Annotated in this window: 5 protein-coding genes and 2 pseudogenes; all 7 read right to left on the bottom strand. The window is 39.0% G+C overall.

Annotation, left to right across the window (positions count from 1 at the left end; all coding sequences use genetic code 11):
- Window positions 1-84: 84 nt before the first annotated feature.
- Window positions 85-963: pseudogene (locus tag GJ1_RS17000) on the bottom strand (IS110 family transposase); the annotation flags it as partial.
- 169 nt (window positions 964-1,132) lie between these two features.
- Window positions 1,133-1,624, bottom strand: a complete 492-nt coding sequence (locus GJ1_RS16995; RefSeq protein WP_157068415.1) for an IS3 family transposase — start codon at window positions 1,622-1,624, stop codon at window positions 1,133-1,135.
- Between the two features lie 12 nt (window positions 1,625-1,636).
- A complete protein-coding gene (locus GJ1_RS18475; RefSeq protein WP_157068414.1) occupies window positions 1,637-2,011 on the bottom strand; it encodes an IS3 family transposase in 375 nt (124 codons plus the stop codon).
- Window positions 2,008-2,334 (bottom strand): transposase, encoded by a 327-nt coding sequence (locus GJ1_RS16990; RefSeq protein ID WP_066235012.1) that lies wholly within the window; start codon window positions 2,332-2,334, stop codon window positions 2,008-2,010. Before GJ1_RS16990 ends, GJ1_RS18475 begins: the two co-directional genes overlap by 4 nt.
- Window positions 2,335-2,464: 130 nt before the next feature.
- Window positions 2,465-3,080 (bottom strand): annotated as a pseudogene (locus GJ1_RS16985) (IS110 family RNA-guided transposase); the annotation flags it as partial.
- A 301-nt stretch (window positions 3,081-3,381) separates the two neighbouring features.
- Window positions 3,382-4,611: a flippase gene (locus GJ1_RS16980; RefSeq protein ID WP_066235010.1), complete on the bottom strand. Its 1,230-nt coding sequence runs from the start codon at window positions 4,609-4,611 to the stop codon at window positions 3,382-3,384.
- A 74-nt stretch (window positions 4,612-4,685) separates the two neighbouring features.
- Entirely contained in the window at window positions 4,686-5,492 is an 807-nt protein-coding gene (locus GJ1_RS16975) for a putative capsular polysaccharide synthesis family protein (RefSeq protein ID WP_066235008.1), read from the bottom strand.
- Between the last annotated feature and the right edge of the window lie 91 nt (window positions 5,493-5,583).

Here is a 5,583-nt window from a genome sequence, read left to right as displayed (position 1 = left end):
GGATTACCATCGCTAGTTGTGCTGATCCGAAAGTTATCTCAAAAAAATAAGCAAAAATTCCTTTTATTCTGGATGGTTAGGGTGCGAAATGTGAGCCCGCAGTGTCAGGCCCGCTAATTTGATAAGCTGCCGCGGATCCTGATAATGGGAGAAACTCCCGATCTCTGATAACAGTTCTACGATGGTCGCATCGCCTAAGCTCGGAACAGTCTTCAGCCATTCGTATTCGACGGATGTCTGAATGAGTTCGATCAGTTGCTCTGTCAGTGCCTCGATTTCTTCTTCCAGTTGACGGTACCGGCGGACAAGCGTGGCAATTTCGATACGGGCCATCTGTTGCCCTTTCGTTACGCCAATGGAGTGTTGGGCCAATTCCATCCGGCCTTTGTGGCGATTGTAATCCCTGACTTTGCCGGTAAAGGGCGAGAACCTCTTCTAGCTCTTTTCCTGCCAGATCACTCGGAAATGGCGTATATTCCAGCACCGCGAGCGCCATTTTCCCAAATGACGGGAAGACTTGGGAAAACTCCGGAAAATATCGATCAAGCCAGCGAATCATTTGATTTCGAATCGCTCCCTGTTCTTCCACCAATTTGGAGCGAAATGTCGCTCCCACCCGCAACTCCGCCTCCATCCCTTTCAGAATACGCGGATAGCTGAATCGGCCGTCTTTCACTAATCGGGCAATGACGAGCGCATCTTTCGCATCATGCTGGTTGGAAGGTTGTCATCCAACTCTTTGGATCGCTTCACGTGCATCGGATTTGTCATGACGAGAGGAATTCCCTTCTCGTCTAGAAAGTAAGCGAGATTGAGCCAATAATGCCCCGTTGGCTCGATGCCAACGATCACCTCGGTTTTTCCAAATTCCTTCATGGCTTCCACAATGCACTGGTACAACCATTTCAATCCTTCTTTCGATTGCAGAACAGGAAACGGCTTTTTTAACACCCTCCCTCGCTCTGAACATATCCCTGTCAAGTAGACAGTGTGAAAAATACCCACCTTCTTCAGCTGCTTGCAGGATAGCTGAATGAGGAGACGTTGTCAAGGAAAGCGCTTGACAACGTCCTCTTCATTCCACTTCATCGTTGGCAAGCTGAAGAAGGAGACATTCTCAGCCGTTCGTCTGCTAGGCTGCTTGGGCAATTCGGTATTCCACTGGGCTGAGATAGTCTAATTTTTTCTGGAACCGTTCATAATTATAAAAATACATGTACTGGTCGATCGCCTCGATCATTTCCTCCTCCGTTTCAAAGGTGTGAAGGTTCACCATTTCCGACTTCAAATGCCCGAAAAAGTTTTCCATGCAGGCATTGTCTAAACAGTTCCCTCTTCTGGACATACTAGGAATGATATGATGAGCCTTCAGCAGTTGATGGTACTGGCGGGATGTGTATTGGGAGCCTTGATCGCTATGGAGAAGGACTCCTCGCGCATCCCGTTTTTTGATGGCGTCCTTGACGGTTTCGATCACCAATTTTAAGTCATTCGAACGACTGATGCAATACGCAATGATTTCATTGTTGTACAAATCTTTAATAGCAGAAAGATACAAATAGGTTCCTTGAAATGGCACATAGGTAATATCCGTCACCCATTTTTGGTTGGCTGCAGTGGCCACAAAATCACGGTTTCACACGTTCGACGCCACGATATTCTCCTTTCCCGCTTTATACTTCGGCTTTTTTCGGCGGATTTTGGCCTGAATCCCCAACTCTTTCATCAGTCGGTACACTCGCTTATGATTCACGGTCTTCCCATAATTTCGTTTGATCCATGCCTTCACGCGGTAGTATCCATAGATCCTGTTGACCTTTTGATGGCATTCGAGGATCATTTGTTTGATTTGTTCATTTTCCTTTTGTTTCTCCGTGACGATTCCCTGCCGGTTCACCCATCGATAGTATCCGCTTCTTGACACACCGGCCAGTTGGCATAGCAAGGCAATCGGATAGGTGTTGGATAACTCCTGAATGATCGGAAACCGCTCTTTTGGTTTTGGTTTCACCTCCTTGCCAGCTCTCGTAACTTTTTTAAATAATCATTCTCTGCTTTCAGTCTTCGATTCTCTTCCTCTAAACTGCACTCTTTTTTTCGGGGTCTTCCCTTGAATGGAGACTTGGATGTCCCGCGCCGTTCTTCGAGCCCTTTTCGGCCATGTTCATGGTAACGTTTTACCCAAAGTCTGATCGTTTTCGTGCAGGGAATCCCTAACTCTTGGCATATCCGCTTATATCCCCATCCTTCTTCGATGTACATCTGGACAGCCCTCCATTTAAACTCCACGGAATATGTGGTCTTCCCTTTCGATGTTTGCTTGGTCTCGAACATAAACAAATCCCTCCAGTGTTTTTAATGACAGTATGGGCATTTTCCCAACTGTCTACACTAGAGGGATAATATCACATTACCAAGAGGGCTTTTTTATTCAAGTCTCCGAAAAAACTTCTAACAGGAATGCTCCTTTCAATGCGCGCCGGAGCTCTTCCGTTTTTTGTTTCAGCCGCCCTTTGGCGAGCTGGGCAAGGGCCGCCGGATCGTCCTTTCCTTCGATAAGGACGCGAATGATGAGCCGAGCCGACATCCCGTTGATGTCGGATACGACCGAAGAAAGCTTGATATTGGCTCCTTCCAGCACTTTTTGGATGCGGTTGAGCTCCCGTGCCCGTTCCTCGATCAAACTGCGCCGATAACGGACCAGTTCCCGGAGCTCCCGCTGAGCCCGATGAGGGATGTAACTCCCTTTTAGCAATCCATGGCGAAGCAAGTCCGCGATCCATTCAGCATCTTTGACATCGGTCTTTCGCCCGGGAACCGCTTTGATGTGTTAGGCATGACACAAGCACTTCGATCGGCTCTGCTTCGAGGAGATTATACACTGGCTTCCAATATACGCCCGTCGACTCCATGGCAACGTGCGTCACATTTTTTTCTTTCAGCCAATCCACCAACTCCTCGAGATCGTCGGTCAGCGTACCAAACGTGCGAATCTCTTTTCCTTCAGGGGTAAGGGCGCAAGCCGTAATCGATTGCTTATGCACGTCCAATCCGCAACAGCGTTCATACAAGACGCGCATCGGTCTCCCTCCCTGCTTCGTTCTCAAAAACAGCTGGTGCAGCAGCCTTTGTTCAAGCATTCTATCCTGCGTGCTTCCCTCAAGGGAGCGACATTCCGTAGTGCACTAGACTACTGGGGTCCGTCTATATATCGGACTTTTACGTACTATAGATACAACGACCTCATGACCCCAGCTGCAAGGAGACCATTCGACAGAAGGTTGTTTTCATCCTTCCGATGGTGACGAAATTTTTTGTCATGGGAGTCTATATAATTAAACCTTTTTGTACCCAAAATATTGATTAAAACCCACAAAAATATTATAAAACACCGTAAACTTTGACCCTAAATTCCCTACAAACCAATATATAACCTAATATATTAACAAAACTTAAAGCTATCATACTAGCAAAGGCTGCTCCACTTATTCCATATATCGGTATCAAAAGATAATTTAATCCTATATTTATTAAACAAGCAAATAAGTTACCATATACATGCAACTTAGGTTTTCCAGTCATAGAAAGCATAATCCATACACTTCCTACTGCAACATTAATAAACTGACCTATTCCTCTGAATATTAAGGCTACTTGTCCCTCTATAAATTCTTGACCAAATAACTCTAAAATATATTTACTTAAGCCGATCAGTCCTATTATTGTAATTAAAGAAAAGAGACCTAAAACCCGAGTAGATAATATATATATTCTCCTTAGTTCTTGAATTTTATGACTATGATAAAGTTGGGAAATTTTAGGGGCAAAAACCGTATTAAAAATCAGTAAATACATTGCAATCATATTTGTTATTTGAACTGTTATCTGATAAATCCCAACCTCTTTCTTTGTTAGCATCATTCCAAGCATAATAATATCTATTTTATCCATAATTGTACCCGCGATAGATGCAATGACAAGCGGAAAAGAATATTTTAAAAAGTTCTTATTATAAGAAAATTTTTTAAAACTAGATTTATTTTGATAAAAATAAACTAATACAGAAAACATTAAAGATATATAAACAGCTAATGCTATATTTTCAACATTACTACCAAAAATAAAATAGAACAACACTATAAGCAAAATGCGCATTAGCATAGAAATAAATCCATTAAAAATATAAAATTCTCTAATTTTACCTTCTGCTCGATAAATACTGAAAAAAATTTGTTCTAAAGCAAACAACAATACTAAAGGTAGCATAAGCTTAACAAACTGATCTTTAACAAAAAGACTGGTTATTAATATAAAAATGATTGATAAAACAGTACTCACAATAATACTTAAAGTAACATATTTATTTCCTACCTTTGGTATATAATATATTAATCCATTATCTAATCCAGCCACTGCAAAAATCGTTACAAAAGTAACTAGTGTAAAAGCATAAGTATATTGGCCGAATGCTTCGGCACCATATAATCTGGTACAAACTAAAGAAAAAAGCATAGAAAACAAAATACCTGATGCTCTTCCAAAAAGCGATTCTATAATTTTAACTATAAATTCGTTCTTTAAAATTTTTTTTAAAAAAATTAATCTTTCCATAAAATAAACCCCTATAAATGAGTAAACATGTGTTTTAAGAAAAAATTACTATTTTATGATTGTTATTTATAGTTCTAATTTAGCCATTTTATTTTGAAGTTTTTTATTTCCTCTTCAGAATAGAAATGCTTCATGTATTTTGTATCATATAAATTATTAATATAATCTTCACTAGGTCTAAAATTTTTTATAAACTCTTTATAAACACAACTATACCACTTTTTCTCACTTGTATTTTCATTTACTAATCTAAAATCTTTAATGTCTAAGAACTCTCCTATCTCCTTTTCTAATTCATTTATTTTTTCCATTTTAATAATCATTAGTTCAATGTTTCCTTGTTTTATAAGAGAAAATCCCTTTTCCTTATTAAAATCATATTTATATACATCTATTCCAAAAGCTCGTTTTAATTCATTATCTAACCATTCTACCCCATAATTATGGTTTAACTTATCATAAAATATTTTTTCTAAAGCTTTTAGGTTGCTATTGCTATCAAGTCTGTTATCGAATAGTTTACTTAATTCAAACACCGGTATTTGAATATCCTGAAAAAACATTGATACATTCCTTGAAACAGGCTCTCTTACTAAAGATATTATTTTAATTCTTTTGTTTCTTTTAAATAGACTAAGTATTATAACATTTCTTATATAATAAATAAACCTATCCCACAGTGAATGGTAATATTTTACACAATTAAAATTTTTAAACATTTCATAAGAGATTGGGGAGTAGAAGCTATGAATATGATAAATATGAAATTTCAAATCACTTCTCCTCTTAAGTGAATTTTCAATACTTGTTGAGGCTACTTTTCCCATTTGGTATATGAGAAGGAACTCACTTTTTATAAATTTCGTTAACTTATCTATCATAATAATTCTTTCTCCTTTACTAACAAAATATATAAATTCAGATTAGTTTTTCGGATTGACCCCCTAAATTTGGACACATCCTATCTTATTT

Origin of the sequence: Geobacillus jurassicus NBRC 107829, from assembly GCF_001544315.1 — a bacterium.
Classification (GTDB): Bacteria; Bacillota; Bacilli; order Bacillales; family Anoxybacillaceae; genus Geobacillus; species Geobacillus jurassicus.
This window is presented reverse-complemented; position numbering and strand designations above follow the sequence as displayed.

Coding starts and splice junctions, on each gene's coding strand:
- GJ1_RS16990 (WP_066235012.1), bottom strand. CDS start 2,334: ATGTTCGAGACCAAGCAAACATCGAAAGGGAAGACCACATATTCCGTG.
- GJ1_RS16980 (WP_066235010.1), bottom strand. CDS start 4,611: ATGGAAAGATTAATTTTTTTAAAAAAAATTTTAAAGAACGAATTTATA.
- GJ1_RS16975 (WP_066235008.1), bottom strand. CDS start 5,492: ATGATAGATAAGTTAACGAAATTTATAAAAAGTGAGTTCCTTCTCATA.